Raw genomic sequence first — 15788 nt, 5'->3', positions numbered from 1 at the left:
ACCGGTCCGGCGGGCGCGGACGTCCCGCACACCCCGGACCCGGCGAAGGTCCCGGCGATGTCGGGCGCGGCCACCCACACCGCCGACGCGGCCCAACACATCAACCTGGGCAACAACCTCGGCGACATCGGCCGCGTCCCCGACAACGCGGCCGGCATCGGTGACAACGCCGCGGGCATCGGCGACCACCTCCCGGGCGGCACCGCGGACCACCTCCCCGGCGGCGGAGTCGGCGACCACATGCCGACCAACGCACTGGACGAGCGCATCCCGACGGGCACGGACAACACGGTCCCCGGCACCCACACCCCGGGCTCGGGCGACCAACTGCCCGGCGGGCAGGACCACATCTCGCCGTCCGGCAGCCTCGACAACGGCGCCACCGGCGCGGCGGACACCGGACCGCGCCCCGGTGGCCCCGGCGGCCCGATCTCCTCGAGCGCCCTCGACGACCTGGCCGCCCGGTTCGGTGACGACGCCTTCGGCGACCTCGGCCACACGGGCGACGACCTGGGCGACGTCGGCCGGAACGCCGACGAAACGGACGCGCCCGCGAACCAGGCGGACGACGGCGCGGGGACCGGCGACGAGACCCGGCCGGAGCGGACGCCCGAGGAGCAGCAGCGGATCATCGACGACCAGATCCACAAGGCCAACACCGACCCGGACTGGTTCAAGGACCACTACCGCTCGGACGGCCACCGGCACAGCACCGACATCGTCGACGAGCACGGCGAACCCCTGCCCATCCTCGCCAAGGACGCGGACGGCAACTGGATTGCCCGGGACTCCATGCCGTCCAAGCAGCCACCGCCGAGGCTGGACCCGGTGCCGGTGAAGACGGATTCCCTCACCGACACCCAGGTCGACCACCTCGACAGGGTGGCCAAGGACCGCCACGTCGCCGCGGAACTCACCGCCGCGGAGAAGGCGGTCAAGGCGAACCCGGCGGACATTGCGCTCCAGGACGCTCTCGCCGACGCCAAGGAGGCGTACGACAAGCAGCTTCCCGGTACGCCGAACAACAGCGCGATCGCAGAGCGGCTCGGCGAGGAGGCGGCCAGTGTCCATGTCGTGCCGCAGGAGTTCGCGAACTTCGAGCCGGTGACGTTGCCCAAGACGCGTAACGGCGCCAACATGTTCGACCAGTTGTACAAGCACGAGGACGGCCGCTATCTGATCGTCGAGGCGAAGGCGCCCAAGAGCGACCTGATCTGGCGCCAGGGCGCCGGCCCCGCGAAGGGCTGGATGGTCCGGCAGGGCACCTCGGAATACGTCCACACGATCATCGCCGAGATGATCGGCCGTAAGGGAGCGGACGCCCGCATAGCCGGCGCCATCCTGCGCGCGTGGAAGGATGGCAAGCTGGACTACGTCCTGGTGAAGGCCAATGAGAACGCGGGCAGCTACGCCGGGGCGACCCTGGAGCAGTTCCCGATCAAGTACGAGCCCTAGAGGAGAGCGTCAGTGGTCACGACCGTTCCCCGACACGAGTACTCCACGGACGACGTGCCGGACACTCTCGACGCCCTCGGCGAAACCGCGGACTGGATCCTCGACGAGTTCCCCGACTCGCCCGTGCTGCGGCCACAGGCGCTGAGCACGGCGCTCACCCTGGCGCAGCAGCGCTGTGCGACGGACCCGCAGGCCGTCAAGTTCGAGACGTGGCAGGCCTGGGTCACGGCGATGCAGACCGGGTCCGCGCTGTTCGCCGCGGCGACCGCACCCGAGGGCACCACCGTCACCTGCCGGATCAAGGAGCGGGAGCGAACGCTGCCCGCGATCGGTCCCGAGTCGCATCTGAACGCGGGCGCCTGGGTCACTTCCTTCTATCTGGCGATGATCTGCCGCGACAACGACCGTCTGCGCCGGCTGGCCGAGGTGCCCATCGCCCTGCTGCGTGACTCGGGCGCGGTGTTCGACGAGTACATCTACTCCTGGGTGGAGGCGTTGCAGGGCTTCTGGCTCGGCCGCCAGGACGTGGGCGAGAAGCTCGTCGCCGCGGTGGACGGCACCGCTCCGGAGGCGCTGCGGTACGCGGACAGGGATCTGATGGCGAAGATCCTCTATCCGCCGATGATCCTGCTCTTCCGCGTCATCCGCCGCGATGCCGAACAGTTCAACAAGGCGCTGGCCGACGCGCTGCGCTGGCACAAGGACTACTGGACCGCCGACGAGGACCGTGCCGAGCACGCCGACGGGCTCGTCGCCCTCGGCCCCCTGGCGATGGCCTGCCTCGCCCGCGACCAGGGCATCCCGGTGGAGGTCGAGTCCGACTACCTGCCCAAGGCACTTCTCCAGTACTCCTGGATCGGCGAGATCGAATACTGACCGCCGCAGGCGGCCCGCGGATCGGCTCTAAAACAGGCTCAGCAACGCCTCCGCCGGGTCGGTCAGGCCTGTTTCGCCGTCGGGGAGGGGGAGTTCGAACCAGACCGTCTTGCCTCGGGGGGTGCGGCGGGAGCCCCAGGCCGCCGAGAGGAGGCCGACCAGTTGCAGGCCGCGGCCGCCCTCGTCCGTGTCGCGGGCCCGGCGGCGGCGGGGCTGGACGAGGCCGGAGTCCCAGACCTCGCAGACCAGGGTGCGGTCCAGCAGGAGGCGGAGTCTGATCTCGCCCTCGCCGTACCGCAGCGCGTTGGTGACCAGTTCGCTGACGAGGAGTTCCGTCGTGTCGACGAGCGGCTCCATGTCCCAGCTGAGGAGCTGCCCGCGCGCGTACTCCCGCGCGCGCCCCACACTGCGCGGCTCCCGAGGCAGCGTCCAGTCGCCCACCGACTCCGCGGGCAGTCCCTGGACACGGGCCATCAGCAGGGCGATGTCGTCCTCGCCGTGGTGGGTGTCGAGGGTGTTGAGGACGTGGTCGCAGACGTCCTCCAGGGGGCGGGAGGGGTCCGTGAGCGCGCCCACGAAGGCTTGCAGGCCCTCGTCGAGCGGGTGGTCGCGGGATTCGACCAGGCCGTCCGTGTAGAGGGCGAGGAGCGCGCCCTCGGGGAGTTCGACCTCCACCTCCTCGAAGGGCTCTCCGCCGACGCCGAGCGGCATGCCCGGCGGCACGTCCAGCATCAGCGCCGCCTCGCCGGGTTCCACCAGCACCGGCGGGAGATGGCCGGCGTTGGCGAAGGTACAGCGCCGGGTGACGGAGTCGTAGACCGCGTAGACGCAGGTCGCCAGGTACACCTCGGACAGGTCCGCCTCGCGGGGGCGGCGGGCCGCGCGGGTGGCCTGCTGGACACCGCCGGGCGTGCCGAGGCCACGGGCGATCTCGTCCAACGCCGAGAGGACTTCCGCCGGTTCGAGGTCGAGGAGGGCCAGGGTGCGTACCGCTGTGCGCAGTTCGCCCATCGCCACCGCCGCGCGCAGACCGCGGCCCATCACATCGCCGACCACCAACGCCGTACGGTGGCCTGGCAGTTCGATGACGTCGAACCAGTCGCCGCCCACCTCGCTCGGGCGGCCCGTCGAGACGTTCCCGGGCAGATAGCGACAGGCGATGTCCAGGCCCGACGCCACCGGGTCACCGGGCGGCAGCAGGGACCGTTGCAGTATCAACGCCCGCTCGTGCTCCCGCCGGTACAGGCGCGCGTTGTCGATGCACACCGCCGCCCGCGCCGCGAGTTCCACGGCCAGATCCCGGTCCCGGTCCCCGAACGGCTCGCTGCCCTTGGTCCGCGAGAACCGCGCCAGTCCTACGACCGTGTCGTGGGCGACCATCGGCACGGCCAGCGTGGACTGCACCAGGCCGCCCTCCTCGCCGGGGATGGCCTGCGGGCGTGCCGTGCGCAGGGCGTCCGCGCAGGGTGAGTTGAAGGGGAAGTGGTGGACCGCGCCCACCGCGACGGGCGTGTCGGCGCCCGCGAGGGGGACGTCGGACACCGCGCTGGAGAAGGCGACTCTGCGCAGTTCGGCGCTGCCGTCGGCGAGGCCGGGCGGGGTCTCGTCGCCGGCCAGCAGCCCCTGGTAGAGGTCGACCGTGGCGAGGTCGCAGAAGCCGGGGACGACGACGTCGAGGAGTTCGCGGGCGGTCGTCTCCAGGTCGAGGGAGTTCCCTATGCGGGCGCCCGCCTCGTTCAGGAGGGCGAGATTGCGCCGGGCCGCGGCGGCCTCGCGGGCGGCGGCGCGGCGGGCGGTGATGTCGATGCCGAGCCAGGCGATGCCGATGGGGCGGCCGCTGCCGCTCTTCACCCGGTAGAGGTTGATGGACCAGTGGCGGCGGTCGTCGGAGCCGGGCACGAAGCCCGTGACGTGCATGTCCGTCACGGAGTCGCCGGTCTGGAGCACTCTGCGCAGCACGGCCTGGACCCGTTCGGCCTCGGGCCGGGGCAGGTAGTCGTACACGCCCTTGCCGCGGTGGTCCTCGGGGGTCCCGCCGAAGAGGGAGGCGAACCGCTCGTTGGCGCGGCGCACTCTGAAGTCGGTGTCGATGAGCAGGAAGCCGAAGGGAGATTGGCCGAATATCGACTGCGAGGCGGCGAGGTCGGTCTCGATGCTGCGCAGGGTTCGCACGTCGACGATGATGCACACGGCGGCCCGGTCGCCGTCGGGGGTGAGCGTCGGCATGACGTAGACCTCGGCGAGCCCCTCCTCCCCGCGCGTGCCGTCCGCCGCGTCGGGCATGCGGAAGGGGACGGTTCCGGTCCACTCGCGTCCGTCGAGGATCTCGGCCATCTTGCGCTGGCCCTGGTCGCGCAGATCGGGGTCGACGAACGCGTCGATGGGGTCCATGCCGACGGCCCGCTCGGCCGGGACGCCGAAGATCTGCTCGGCGCGCAGGCTCCACTGGTCGACGAGTCCGTCGGGGCCGATGGAGAAGGAGGCGACCCTGATGTAGTCGTATATCGAGCCGGGAGGGCTGCTCTGCCACAGAGCGTCACCGGGCGCTGCCTCTGTGGAGGCGAACGTGCTCACGGCTGCCGCGGGCGCGTCCGCACCGCCGGCGGCGCTCCCCGCACCCGCGGACGTCGCCCTCGCGCCGCCCGACGGGTCCTCGGACTCCGTGGCCCTCGCTGGTATCTCGCTCACGCGAACCGTCCCCTCCAGCTCACCGCGCCCGGCACCGGTCACCGGAGGCGGCTGCCCGCAGTATCCAGCACTACGGCGCCGCACGACACGATGTTCACGATCACAGCACGGTCCAGGCGTTTTTTGGACCGTCCTGCCAGAACACTTCCAGTCTTCTAACCAGCGGACACACCGTCGAATCACTCAGTCCGACACTTCCCGGGGCACGGCCCCTCAGCGCGGGAGCGCCAGCTCGAACCACACCGTCTTGCCCGTGTCCCCGGGTCTGCTGCCCCAGCGGCGGGACGAGGAGGCGACCAGTTGCAGTCCGCGGCCGCTCTCGTCCTCGGGGCGGGCGGGGCGCTCGCGGGGCGGGTCGGGGAGCGGGTCGGAGACCTCCACGAGCAGGACGTCACCGAGGCCGGGCGGGCGGACCAGACGGACGCCGATGGGGCCGGTGGCATGCCGCAGGGCGTTGGTGACCAGCTCGCTGACCAGCAGGGTCGTGATGTCGGTGACGCTGTCGAGACCCCAGCCGCGCAATTGGCCCCGCACGACCGACCGGGCGGTGCGCACCGCTCCGGGGTCCGCGGGAAACGTCCACTCGGCGCAGTCGCCTTCGGTGTCGATCACGCCCATCACTTCCCAGGCCAGCGGATCAGCCATGTCCGGTTTCATGGGGTTAATGGGCACATACCCGATATCGCGGGGGCAGTACCGTACCGGAGGGCGCACTGTGGCACGAACGGCGTACGAGTGGCTCCGCCGGGTGGGCCGTGCGCCTCATGTGCTCTCGGGGCGCGGTGGTGGGGCGGCTGCGGGTGCGCTGTGGCTGGTCGCGCAGTTCCCCGCGCCCCTTTCGGGGCTTCGCCCCGCATCCCTTTCGTCCCAGTGGGCCGTGAGGCGGGTCACCGCTGGTACGTCCTGGGGCAGCCAGTCGACGGTCCAGAGCTCTTCCGGTCCCAGCCAGCGCAGTTCGTCGTGGTCCTCCAGCGGCTCGGGGGCGGCGGAGCCGGGGCGCAGGCGGGCGGTCCACACCGACAGGACGTACGGCGGCTTCAGCGGCCACTCCCCCGGTACGCGGTCCAGGGCCTCGGCGTCGACGCCCAGCTCCTCGCGCAGTTCGCGCACCAGGGCCGCCTCGGGCCGCTCGCCGGGTTCCACCTTGCCGCCGGGCAGCTCCCAGCGGCCGGCCAGCTCGGGGGGCGCGCTGCGGCGTGCGGCGAGCAGACGGCCATCGTGGAACAGGGCGGCTCCGACGACCACGATCCGTTCGGTCATGCGCGGGAGCCTACGGGACGGTGGTGACGGTCAGTTCCGGGTGCCGTCCCCGCTCTGAGTGTTCTGCACGCTCTGCTGCTGCCCGTTGGCCTGGGCCTGGCTGACGCGTTCGACCCAGTAGAGCTGCTTGTGTCCGCGGCTGTCGAGGCTGTCCGCGACCTTCTGGGCCTCGGCGCGGGTGGCGTATCTGCCCACGCGGTAGCGATTGCCGTTGTCGTCCTGCCGTATGACGAGCCAGGGGAGAGAGATGGTCCCGTCGGTCATCGCGCTCCACGCCCCCTTTCCGTCCGCGGCCCGCCCCGCGCCCCACCCTCTAAGGAAACCGCAATCCGCATATGCCCGAGCGTACGCCTTACCTTTACGCAGCGAACACGGCTTTTCACAAAGAGGTACGCAACCAGCCAGGACGCAGGGGGCGCACGACCTCGAACACGCCGGGCACGCCCTGCGAGGCCTCCTGTCGGCGGCACACCGACAACATCGGGGACGACCTGCGAGAACGACCGGAAACGACCGGCTCCGAGGGGCCGTCGGCCATGGCGTGGCCGCCCCTCAACGGGGGTGACGACCGCAAGAGTGTGCGCCTGCGCACACCCTCGCACTCCCGTGCCTCCAGACCCCCGCGACCCGAAGGAAGGCTCTAGCGCACCGGCAGGTGGTACGCCACCCGGTACCGGTCGGCCGGGATCACGACATCCGCGGTCTCCACCGCGCGGCCCGATGCGTAGTACGTCCGCTGGACGACGAGGACCACATGGCCGGGGACGCCGCCCAGGGCGAGCAGTTCCTCGGCGAGGCCGGGGCGGGCGCCGACCTCCTCCGTGACGTTGTCGACGATGACGTCGATGGCGCGCATCCGCTCGACGACTCCCATGCCGCCGAGCGGGCCCTCCTCGGGCAGCATCACGGGGGTGCGGCCCGTGACGGCGAGGGGTTCCCAGGAGGTGGAGAGCATCATCGGCTCGCCGGCCTCCCGGTACACGTATCTCGTGCACATCACGCGGTCGCCGGCCGGGATCCCGAGCCGCTCGGCGACCGCGGCGCCGGCCGCGACCTGCTCGCTGCTGGACTCCCAGGTGCCGCGCGCCTCCGCGTCGGCCTGCTCCTGCCGGAAGGGTGTGGCCCCGCCGGCGGGCCGGAACCCCGAACGGGCGATCCGGCGCGGCTCGGGCCGCTCCCGCACATAGGTGCCGGAGCCGGAGCGGCCCTCCACCAGCCCCTCCGCCATCAGCACCTTGCGGGCCTCCAGGGCGACGGTGTCGGAGACGCCGTACTCCTCGCGGATCCTGGCCTGTGACGGGAGGCGGGTGTGCGGTGGCAGCGAACCGTCGACGATCTTCTTGCGGAGATCACCCGCGACACGCAGATACGCCGGCTGCTCACCGAAAGTCACTGGCCGCTCCCATCAGGTTGTACAGACAGCAACAGCGTGGCAACCGTGGGTTGGCCCGTGCAAGCAAAGGCCAGAGAATCACTCGATGTGATGACTTCTGCCGGGGAAAGGCTTTACGCAGGCACTTTCTCCCGCTACGGCCGGACTCACACCTGGGAACTGCCCTCGCGGTCGGAGCTGCCGTCCCCGGAGTCCTCGTCGTACGAGGGCGGGGTGGTGGCGAGGCCGAGGGCCCGGCGGGCGGCGACGGTGGTGTCGCCGTCGACGTACTCGTACCCGGCGTCGTAGTGCTGGTAGTACGTGTCCACGTCACCGGCCGAGGATGCCTTGGACCACTCGCCGCGCGCCTTCGCCATGTCCTTGACCAGCGCGTCGACGGACGGCTTGGCGGCCGCGGGCCAGGTGTGCCCGCGCAGCGCCGAGATCTGCTCGGCCAGCGCCTCGTGGACGTCCCCGGCCCAGTCCTTGTTGGTCTCCAGGTCGTCCTCGGCGTAGTCCTCGGGCTCGTCGAAGAGCACGTCGTCGACGCCCTTCATCGCCTTCAGGAAGGCGATCTGATCGGCGTTCAGGGTCGTCTCGTCGGCCCGGAGGGAGCCGGTCAACGTGTCCGAGTCGTCCCGGGGGACGAAGACACAGGTGATCTCCCGGTCGCCGTAGTCCCAGCTGTCGCGGGTCGGCGTCAGATAGGAGACGTCGACGTCGCCCTGTGTCGCCCAGGGGTCCATCGCGTACTGGTCGCGCAGGTCCCAGCAGCGCTTCTCGGCCAGGTCGCTCACATAGCCGTCGCCGGGGAAGGACCGCCCCGGCAGCGGCACGACCCCGAACACCTCGGCCTCGTGCTCGCCGGAGCAGGGCACCTTGTCGACATCGTCGACGTACTCGTCGAAGTCGCTGCCGGGGATGTCGAAGCACTCGCCCTGCTTCAGCGCCAGGCTGGAGTCGGCGTGCAACCCCTCCTTGAAGCCGTCCCACGCCCCGGAGACGACGCCCGTGGACAGCGACAGGATCCACAGCGCGAGCCCGAGCGCCGACAGCGACATGCCCACGATCGCCAGGGGCTTGCCGCGCTCGCCTCGCTTGCGGATCTGCACCAGGGCGATGACGCCGAGGATCAGACCCACGGCGGGCAGGAAGCACATGACGCCGAGCACGAGCGCGGCGATGGCCACCCCGTTGACGGCCGGCTGCCGGTTGACCGGCGTGTAGCCCTGCCCCCAGGTCGGGTACGGCGCCACCCCGTAGGGCCCCGGCGCGGGTGCCCCGTACGCCCCGCCGGGCGGCGGGTAGGCCCCGGGCGCGGGTGCCGCCCCGGGTGCCGGTGCGCTCGGGCCTGGTGCGGTCGGGCCCTGCGGCTCGCGCGGTGCCCGGAACGGGTCGTCCTCGGGTTCGCGGGGACCGGGAGGCGGGGGTATGGACACGAGTACCGTGCTCCTGCTTCGGACAGGGGTGAGAACTGGCGTACGACGTACGACAGGCGACTGGGCGCATGGTAAGCGCGTGACCGGCGGGCAGGGAACGCGGGTCACGAATGCGGCGATACGGGCGGTCGACGCGTACGGGCGCGGGAGCCGGGGCGGACATGGCTCGTCCCCGCGGCGGACCGGGTGGGTGACCCGGCCCGCCACGGGGACGAGGAGGCGTAGGGGTGAGGCGGGGTGTCAGTCGTCGAAGCCGGTCGCCCTGGCCGTCTTCTCCCACGCGGTGATCTCCGCGCGGACGGTGTCCAGGGCGCCGAGGACCGCGGTGACCCCGTCGTCGCCCAGCGGCAGGTGCAGCGGGGTCTCCTCGGCGTCGAGGGCGGCGAGGATCACGGCGGCCGCCTTGGCGGGATCGCCGGGCTGGCTGCCGTCGCCGCCGGCCACGAACCCGCGGGTCTCGCTCACCTTGGGGTACAGCCCGCTGTCGCTGCTGACGCCGGCCCGGCCGGGCTCGAACAGCGAGGTGCGGAAGGCACCCGGCTCCACGATCAGCACCTTGATGCCGAAGTCCCGCACCTCGTCGGCGAGCCCCTCGGACAGACCCTCCAGGGCGAACTTCGTCCCGCTGTAGGCCGAGAACCCGGCGAAGGACATCTTCCCGCCCATGCTGCTGAGCTGGACGATCGCCCCGGAGCGCCGCTCCCGCATGTGCGGCAGCACCGCCCGCGTGAGGGTGGCGGGCCCGAAGACATGCAGCTCGAACAGCTCGCGCAGCTCCGCGTCGGTGGTCTCCTCGAAGGCGCCGACATGGGTGCGTCCGGCGCTGTTGACGAGCACGTCGATCCGTCCGTGCCGGGCCACCACGTCCCGCACGGCGCTCTCGGCGGCCGCCGTGTCGGTGACGTCGAGGCGCAGGGCCTCGACCTGGTCGGGGTGCGCGGCGACGAGGTCGTCGAGCGCCTCGGGCCGCCGGGCCGCGCCGACGACCACGTCGCCGGCGGCGACGGCGGCCTCCGCGATGGCCCGCCCGAAGCCGCTGCTGGCCCCCGTCACCAGCCACACCTTGTTCATGAGTACTCCCCCTCGTTCACTTGCTTCGCTCGGTTCACTTGTCTGGCTCACTTCTGACAGGAACCAGCCTGCACGGAAAGCGGGTTGAAGGTCCAAGACCCTCGGTGATAACCGATGGGCATGACCAGAGACGTCCATGTGCGGGACCTGCGCTACTTCGCGGCGGTCGCCGAGGAACTCCACTTCACGCACGCGGCGGAACGCCTCTACGTGTCGCAGCCGGCGCTGAGCAAACAGATCAGGGCGCTGGAGAGGCAGCTGGGCACCGAGCTGTTCGACCGCGACGGCCGCGGAGTGGCGCTCACCCCGGCCGGCGAGGCCCTGTTCCCGCACGCCCGGCGGGTGCTGGCCGCCTGGGAGGCCGGCCATGCCGCGGTGGAGGCGGCCAGGGCGGCGGGCCGCAACACGCTGGTCGTGGGCATGAGCAGCAGCCCCGGCCGGGGCGGTCTGCTACCCGCGATCCGCTCCCGTTTCACCGCCGCCCACCCCGGCGCGGAGCTGCGCCTGCGCCAGATCACCTGGCAGGACCCGACGGCGGGCCTCGCGGACGGCACCTCGGACGTCGCCTTCGTCTGGCTGCCGCTGCCCGGCGCGGAGCGGTACGACTGGACGGTGCTCGCCGAGGAGCCCCGCCTGGTCGCCCTCCCCGACACACATCCGCTGGCCGCCCGTGAGGAGGTCGACTTCGCGGACCTCGCCGACGAGCCCTTCCTCGCCCTCCCGGCGAGCGCCGGCCCCCTGCGCGACCACTGGCTCGCCCTGGACGCCCGCGCGGGCCGCCCGCCCCGCATCGGCGCGGAGGTGGCGAGCACCGAGGAGACGTACGAGGCCCTGGTCGCCGGGCAGGGCGTCTGCCTGGTCGCCACGGGCAACGCGCCGCTGATCACCCTGGGCGGGGTGACCACCCGGCCCGTACGGGGCATCACGCCGAGCCGTTACGCCCTGGCGTGGCGGACCGAGGACGCCGACCGGCCCCTGGTGCGCGGCTACGCCGAGGCCTGCGGCAGGGCAATTCCCCCGGCCACCCGGATCAGGCCCGCCACCGGCACGTCCTTGTCCCGGCTGAGCACGGACGTGGCCAGGCGGTAGGGCTCCACGTAACCACGGCGTCCGGCCAGCCGGCCCAGATACCCGGCGGGGATCTCGCCATCCCTGGTGGTGTCCGCCAACAGGCGTTCCGTGCGCCGGATCCAGCGGCGCAGCAGGTCGGCCGAGAAGGACTCACGGGCGGTCCGGCCGAGTCCGGCCACCAGGTACAGCCTCAACCCCAGCCGGAAGGCGGCCTCCTCGCTCCCCCCGCCGACCGCCTCCTCGATCGCGTCGAGCGTGTAGCCCTCCCAGCCGCCGGTCCGGGCGGAGCCGGTCCGGCCGTCCAGCGGAACGCGCGGCACCTCGAACCGCGTCACCCGTGCGCCCAGGGTCTCCAGGACGTGGGCGACCGTGCGGTAGTCGGTGCGCAGTTCGGTGTCATGGGCCAGCACGACCAGGTCGTAGTCCGCGACGACCGGCAGGAGTTCCCGCAGGAGGTAGAGCAGGTAGTTGGCCTGGCCCTCGGCGCTCAGCACGGGTCGCAGGGGAAGGCCCTTGCGGGTGGCGTCCACGTAGACCGGCGCGCCGTAGGGCCGGCCGTCGATGCACAGGTCGTGGCGTACGAGCAGGTCGACGACCTCGTCGACGGTGGCCAACCGGGGGTGTGCCCGGCCCAGCTGCGGATCGAGCAGGCCCAGGCGCCGGTAGTGCGCCTCCCACAGGTCGAGGATCCGCGCGGTGACGGGATGCGTCCAGCCCGCCTCGGCCCGGCTCACCATGGGCCGGATCGCGTCGAAGCTCCGGGGCTCGCTCCGGTGGTACGCGACGTAGAGGCGGCCGATGTCCTCCTCGGAGAGCTCCGCGGCGGCGATACCGGGGTGGTGGCGCTCCAGGAAGTCCCAGAACCCGGCCACCTGCCGGCTGCCCGTGTAGACCGAGTGGTGATAGGCGCAGTCGACGGTGGCGAAGGCGCCGGTCGCCCGCTGGATCATGTCGAGGGAGAGCAGGTACTTCAGGTGGGTGGGGGTCAGCGGCTTGGTGGGGCTCACCGTCACCGGCGCGAGCAGGATCCTGCGGGGCGGCCCGGCGGCTACCAGGTCACCGGCAGGCTCCGCACGCCCCGGACGTACATGCCCGTACGCCATTGCAGTTCCTCCTCCCCTGTAGCCAGGCGCAGCCGCGGCCGTCCCAGTACGGCGCTCATGCCGACGTCCAGTTCCATGAGGGCGAGGTGGGCGCCCGGGCAGCGGTGCCGGCCGTGCCCGAAGGAGACGTGCGACGCGCCGGACCGGTCCAGGCGGAACGTCTCCGGGTCGGGGAACACCTCCGGATCACGGTTGGCGCCGTCGGCCAGCGGGACCACGATGGTGCCGGGCTCCAGCCGCACTCCGGCGAGCGTGACCGGCTCCCGTACGTGGTGCGGGACTCCGCCGGTGGCGTTCAGCGAGGCGATCCGGAGCATCTCCGCCAGGGCGGTGTGGCGCAAGGCGGGGCGGTCGCGCAGCCGCTGGGCGAGTTCCGGGTCCCTCAGCAGCATGAGCGCGCACACGGTGAGTTGATTGGTCGTCGTCTCATGGGACGCGATCAGCAGGCCGTAGGCCAGGTGCACCGCCTCGTGCGGGGTCAGGTCCTCGCCGGCGCGCATGGCGTCGGCCACCGTGCCGAGCATTCCGCCGGAGTCCGCCGGCCGCGCGTCGAGGAGCTTCTCCATCTCCTCGAACATCGCCCGGTGCGCGGACTCCACCTCCGCCCCGGTGAAGGCGGTCGTCGACATCATCCGCTCGACCAGGGGCAGCAGCCGGGTCACGTCGTCCTCGGGCAGACCGAGGACACGGCTGGTCATCGCGGTGGTGAACGGCCTCACGAAGTCGGCCAGCAGGTCGGCCGGGGCCGGCTGCCCCATCATGCGGTCCAGCAGGCTCTCCGCGATCGCCTCCGCCTCGGGGCGCAGCAGTCCGGCCCGGCGGTGGCTGAAGTCCTGGGCGACGACGCGGCGTCGGCGGGTGTGGTCGGGGGGATCCACGGCGTTCAGCGCCAGGGACTCGGTCGACCGGCCGGTGAGGCCGAAGCGGGCCGCCGGCGACCGGACGAACGCCGGGTCGGTGAGCACCCGGCACACGTCCTCGTAGCGGTGCACGACCAGGGCGGGGGCGCCGCTGCGCAACCGTACGGGGACCAGCCGGCCGCTCCGGGTGAGGGCGGCGAATCCGGGAGCCGGTTCCGTGCCCTCGTGGTCCGGGAAGGGGAACAGCACCGGCGCCGTCGCCGCTCGCTCTCCTCCTGTTCCCACGGGTGCCGTCACTGCTCGCCCTCCTCTTCTTCCAGGAGCTTGCGCACCGCGTGGACGATCTCCTCGGCCTCCGCGTCGGTGCCGCGGCCGGGGTCGGCGATGAAGGCGCGGCCGCTCGGCACGTCCCCGATCCGGGGCACCAGCCACAGATGGAAGTGCGGGGTGCCCTCCATGCACGACCACACGTGGACGCGCGGCGCCCCGGTGACCTGCTTCAGCGGCCCGATGAGCCGGCGGATCAGCGCTCCCAGCGAGGCCGCCTCCTCGTCGGTGAAGTCGGCGTAGTCCAGGAAGTGCCGGTGGGACTCGATCAGCAGGGCGCCGGCCGGCCAGAACGCCGTCGGGCCGTGTCCGACCCGCCAGATCCCGTCGTCCACGAGATGACCGCCGGGCGGCTGCGGCCGGCCGGCCCAGGCGGGCACCGGCTCGCCGGCGTACTTGGCGCAGATCAGGCAGCGCTGCTCCTGGGCGTCGCCGGTGTGGCCCATCAGCCGGCTGACCGGGTCGCCGACGTGCGCGAGCGGTTCCAGCTGGGCGTGCCGGACGTACCACTCGTCGAGGGAGCCGAGCACGGCGTCGGGGTCCGGGAAGGTGTCCGGTCCGACCGTGCCCCAGCGGGCGCGGGCGTCGCCCTCGCTCACGCCGGTGAGCTCGGCCACCTGGTCCCACGCGGTGCCTCGGGTGCGCAGGTAGGCGATCAGGGCGTCCTCCAGTCGCGGGACCTCGCTGCCGAGGAGCCGGTGGATGCCCTGCGCGAGCGAGCCGTCACGGCCGGCCGCGGCGTCCTGCCCCGGCGGTGTGTCGGGGGCGGCGACGGCCTGGCGCAGCGCGTCGGACAGGTCCTTGAGTCGTACGGAGAGCGCGAGCCGGGCCAGGTCGGCGTCGGAGAAGGGCGGGTTTTCCATCGTTCACTCCTGGGTCAGGGGGCGAGCCATGCGTAGAGGCGGAGGGCGGACGGCTGGTCGGTGGCGTAGTGGACCCGGGCGTATCCGGGGCCGTGACCGACGCCGCCGCCGGTGTCTGTCCCGCTGTCGCCGTGCCGGTTGATTTCGCTGTCGCGGGGGAGGTCCGCGTCGAGGTCGGGGTGGTGGAGGAGGCGGAGCGGCTCGGCCGGGTCGAGGTGGCCGAGCAGGGTGGCCTCGGTGACGGTGTGATGCAGATGGACGAGGTACCGCACGAGGGTCAGATGGCGGGTGGCGAGGTAGAGGCGCCGGGGCGCGGCGGGTGCCGAGGACGCCGCGCCGGGCGGGGGCGGTACGTCGAGCGTGGGCGGCGGTTGTGGCAGGGAGCCGGTCAGGGGGCGCAGGAGACGGCTCGCCCCGGGCGCGTGGCCGTGTGGATGGGGGCCGAGCCAGGCCGTCGTGCCCCCGGGGGAGACGACCCGGGGCGGTGTGTGCTCGGGCAGGTTCCTGGGGTTGCCGAACAGGAAGCGGGTCCGGGTCCATGAACCCAGCCACGCCCCGGCCTCCTCCTCGGTCAGCCCCGCCGCGAAGGCGCGTGCGCCGCGTACGACGTCCGCGATGTCCAGGCGGTGCAGCGTGACCTGGACGCAGACCTGCTCGGCCGCCGCCGCCCCGGACACCGACCGCGCACGCTCGTCGAACAGGGCGGCCAGGTCCCTTCGCGGTGGCGCGCCCACCGGCGCGGGCGACCTCATGACGTGCGCGGGCCGATGACGGCGAGCACATCGGCCAGCACCCGGTCCTCGGGCGCGGTGGCGTCGATCAGGGTCACCGGCAGCTCGGCGACCTCCTTCAGCAGGGCGCCCCGCAGTTCGGACTGGAGCCGGGCGAATCCGGGGAAGCCCGGCCGCTCGCCGAAGTGCTCGAAGGCATTGACCCTGGTGCCGTCGCCGCTGCGGGCCCACGTCACCTCCGGGGCGGCGTCCAGGTAGAGCACGCCGCGTGGGGAGGGAAACGATCGCCAATAATCAAACATACGTTCATCCTCGATGCCCAACAGGGCGCATTTGGCGAGCAGTTTGTAGTAGTACGAGTCGACGATCACCCGCTCCCGATCGGCCGCCCGGGCCAGCTCGTCCCGCAGATGCAGGACGACGGGGTGCAGTGCGGCCAGCACCAGCTCCGCCGAGTACCGGCGGCCGGCCCCGGGGAACGCCTCGGACATCCAGGTGTCACGGAGTCGGCGGATCAGCGGAGCCGAGGCCAGAGCGCGGTCGTCGTGCGAGATCACCTGCCAGTCGTACTCGCGGTGAAGACGCGTCAGGATCGTTGATTTCCCGGAGAAATCCGGTCCCAGCAAGGTCCAGAAGCCGGTCAAACCCCTACTCCCTTCTTCCGTCGGTTCT

At 72.2% G+C, this 15788-nt stretch carries 14 protein-coding genes and 1 pseudogene; 3 read left to right on the top strand and 12 right to left on the bottom strand.

Translation table 11 applies throughout. The features are described 5' to 3' along the window. Together ACZ5NW_RS25220 and ACZ5NW_RS25215 are read left to right on the top strand one after the other, a co-directional pair. Positions 1-1455 (top strand): annotated as a pseudogene (locus ACZ5NW_RS25220) (hypothetical protein); the annotation flags it as partial. Between the two features lie 12 nt (positions 1456-1467). Beyond that, positions 1468-2331: an immunity 49 family protein gene (locus tag ACZ5NW_RS25215; RefSeq protein WP_468746148.1), complete on the top strand. Its 864-nt coding sequence runs from the start codon at positions 1468-1470 to the stop codon at positions 2329-2331. Positions 2332-2358: 27 nt separating this feature from the next. Here ACZ5NW_RS25215 and ACZ5NW_RS25210 read toward each other — a convergent pair whose 3' ends face one another. The 7 genes from ACZ5NW_RS25210 to ACZ5NW_RS25180 form a co-directional block, all read right to left on the bottom strand. Continuing rightward, a complete protein-coding gene (locus ACZ5NW_RS25210) occupies positions 2359-5019 on the bottom strand; it encodes a SpoIIE family protein phosphatase (RefSeq protein WP_468746147.1) in 2661 nt (886 codons plus the stop codon). 213 nt (positions 5020-5232) lie between these two features. Next, complete coding sequence (locus ACZ5NW_RS25205) at positions 5233-5664, bottom strand: ATP-binding protein (protein ID WP_468746146.1); 432 nt, start codon at positions 5662-5664, stop codon at positions 5233-5235. Positions 5665-5781: 117 nt separating this feature from the next. Continuing rightward, a complete protein-coding gene (locus ACZ5NW_RS25200; RefSeq protein WP_468746145.1) occupies positions 5782-6279 on the bottom strand; it encodes a (deoxy)nucleoside triphosphate pyrophosphohydrolase in 498 nt (165 codons plus the stop codon). A gap of 30 nt (positions 6280-6309) precedes the next feature. Beyond that, positions 6310-6543, bottom strand: a complete 234-nt coding sequence (locus ACZ5NW_RS25195) for an SPOR domain-containing protein (protein WP_468746144.1) — start codon at positions 6541-6543, stop codon at positions 6310-6312. Between the two features lie 376 nt (positions 6544-6919). Next, positions 6920-7672: a GntR family transcriptional regulator gene (locus ACZ5NW_RS25190; protein ID WP_468746143.1), complete on the bottom strand. Its 753-nt coding sequence runs from the start codon at positions 7670-7672 to the stop codon at positions 6920-6922. A 146-nt stretch (positions 7673-7818) separates the two neighbouring features. Then, positions 7819-9090, bottom strand: a complete 1272-nt coding sequence (locus tag ACZ5NW_RS25185) for a DUF4190 domain-containing protein (protein WP_468746142.1) — start codon at positions 9088-9090, stop codon at positions 7819-7821. A 240-nt stretch (positions 9091-9330) separates the two neighbouring features. Next, the gene (locus tag ACZ5NW_RS25180; RefSeq protein WP_468746141.1) at positions 9331-10161 is read right to left on the bottom strand and encodes an oxidoreductase; all 831 of its coding nucleotides are present in this window, start codon (positions 10159-10161) and stop codon (positions 9331-9333) included. Positions 10162-10275: 114 nt separating this feature from the next. On the opposite strand from ACZ5NW_RS25180, the gene ACZ5NW_RS25175 reads away from it, so the two are divergent. Then, complete coding sequence (locus ACZ5NW_RS25175) at positions 10276-11250, top strand: LysR family transcriptional regulator (protein ID WP_468746140.1); 975 nt, start codon at positions 10276-10278, stop codon at positions 11248-11250. Here ACZ5NW_RS25175 and ACZ5NW_RS25170 read toward each other — a convergent pair. The 5 genes from ACZ5NW_RS25170 to ACZ5NW_RS25150 are packed head-to-tail and all read right to left on the bottom strand — an operon-like array spanning position 11148 to position 15760. Beyond that, positions 11148-12335 (bottom strand): hypothetical protein, encoded by a 1188-nt coding sequence (locus tag ACZ5NW_RS25170; protein WP_468746139.1) that lies wholly within the window; start codon positions 12333-12335, stop codon positions 11148-11150. The genes ACZ5NW_RS25175 and ACZ5NW_RS25170 overlap by 103 nt on opposite strands. Continuing rightward, positions 12281-13492, bottom strand: a complete 1212-nt coding sequence (locus ACZ5NW_RS25165; RefSeq protein WP_468746138.1) for a cytochrome P450 — start codon at positions 13490-13492, stop codon at positions 12281-12283. The genes ACZ5NW_RS25170 and ACZ5NW_RS25165 overlap by 55 nt, the downstream gene beginning before the upstream one ends. Further along, positions 13489-14385, bottom strand: coding sequence for an HIT family protein (locus tag ACZ5NW_RS25160; protein WP_468746137.1), 897 nt, complete (start codon positions 14383-14385; stop codon positions 13489-13491). The genes ACZ5NW_RS25165 and ACZ5NW_RS25160 overlap by 4 nt, the downstream gene beginning before the upstream one ends. A 14-nt stretch (positions 14386-14399) precedes the next feature. After that, the gene (locus ACZ5NW_RS25155; protein WP_468746136.1) at positions 14400-15119 is read right to left on the bottom strand and encodes a DUF6182 family protein; all 720 of its coding nucleotides are present in this window, start codon (positions 15117-15119) and stop codon (positions 14400-14402) included. A gap of 14 nt (positions 15120-15133) precedes the next feature. Next, the gene (locus tag ACZ5NW_RS25150) at positions 15134-15760 is read right to left on the bottom strand and encodes a hypothetical protein (protein ID WP_468746135.1); all 627 of its coding nucleotides are present in this window, start codon (positions 15758-15760) and stop codon (positions 15134-15136) included. Positions 15761-15788 lie beyond the last annotated feature (28 nt).

It is taken from the genome of Streptomyces sp. NPDC032126 (assembly GCF_055580085.1).
The sequence above is the reverse complement of the archived record's forward strand: the minus strand, read 5'-3'. Positions and strand labels throughout refer to the sequence as shown.

Excerpts from the sequence above, each read along its gene's own strand:
- ACZ5NW_RS25205 (WP_468746146.1), bottom strand. The coding sequence starts at position 5,664 with ATGGCTGATCCGCTGGCCTGGGAAGTGATGGGCGTGATCGACACCGAA.
- ACZ5NW_RS25200 (WP_468746145.1), bottom strand. The coding sequence starts at position 6,279 with ATGACCGAACGGATCGTGGTCGTCGGAGCCGCCCTGTTCCACGATGGC.
- ACZ5NW_RS25195 (WP_468746144.1), bottom strand. The coding sequence starts at position 6,543 with ATGACCGACGGGACCATCTCTCTCCCCTGGCTCGTCATACGGCAGGAC.
- ACZ5NW_RS25180 (WP_468746141.1), bottom strand. The coding sequence starts at position 10,161 with ATGAACAAGGTGTGGCTGGTGACGGGGGCCAGCAGCGGCTTCGGGCGG.
- ACZ5NW_RS25175 (WP_468746140.1), top strand. The coding sequence starts at position 10,276 with ATGGGCATGACCAGAGACGTCCATGTGCGGGACCTGCGCTACTTCGCG.
- ACZ5NW_RS25170 (WP_468746139.1), bottom strand. The coding sequence starts at position 12,335 with ATGGCGTACGGGCATGTACGTCCGGGGCGTGCGGAGCCTGCCGGTGAC.
- ACZ5NW_RS25160 (WP_468746137.1), bottom strand. The coding sequence starts at position 14,385 with ATGGAAAACCCGCCCTTCTCCGACGCCGACCTGGCCCGGCTCGCGCTC.